This window comes from Streptomyces beijiangensis (genome assembly GCF_017315755.1).
GTDB classification, from domain to species: Bacteria; Actinomycetota; Actinomycetes; order Streptomycetales; family Streptomycetaceae; genus Streptomyces; species Streptomyces beijiangensis.
Map to the genome: position 1 here is coordinate 1 of NZ_JAFLRJ010000968.1, position 243 is coordinate 243.

Annotated in this window: 1 protein-coding gene; it reads left to right on the plus strand. The window is 72.4% G+C overall.

The features are described 5' to 3' along the window. On the plus strand, positions 1-243 hold a 243-nt coding region (locus J0695_RS40125; protein ID WP_206969747.1), incomplete at both ends, for an ATP-binding cassette domain-containing protein.

A 243-nucleotide genomic window follows, 5' to 3' on the forward strand; every position in this document is an offset into this window, starting at 1 on the left:
CCGCCGCGCAGCCGCATCTTGATGTCCTGCTCGCGCGGCGGGCGGACCGGGGTGCGGGCCGTGACGGTCGAGAACCTTGAGCTGACCGGCCTGATGAAGCCCTTCTCCCTGGAGGTCTTCTACGGGGAGCGGGTCGCGGTCCTCGGCTCGAACGGCTCCGGCAAGTCGCACTTCCTGCGGCTGCTCGCCGGGGAGGACGTGGCGCACACCGGGACGTGGAAGCTGGGCGCGCGGGTGCTGCCC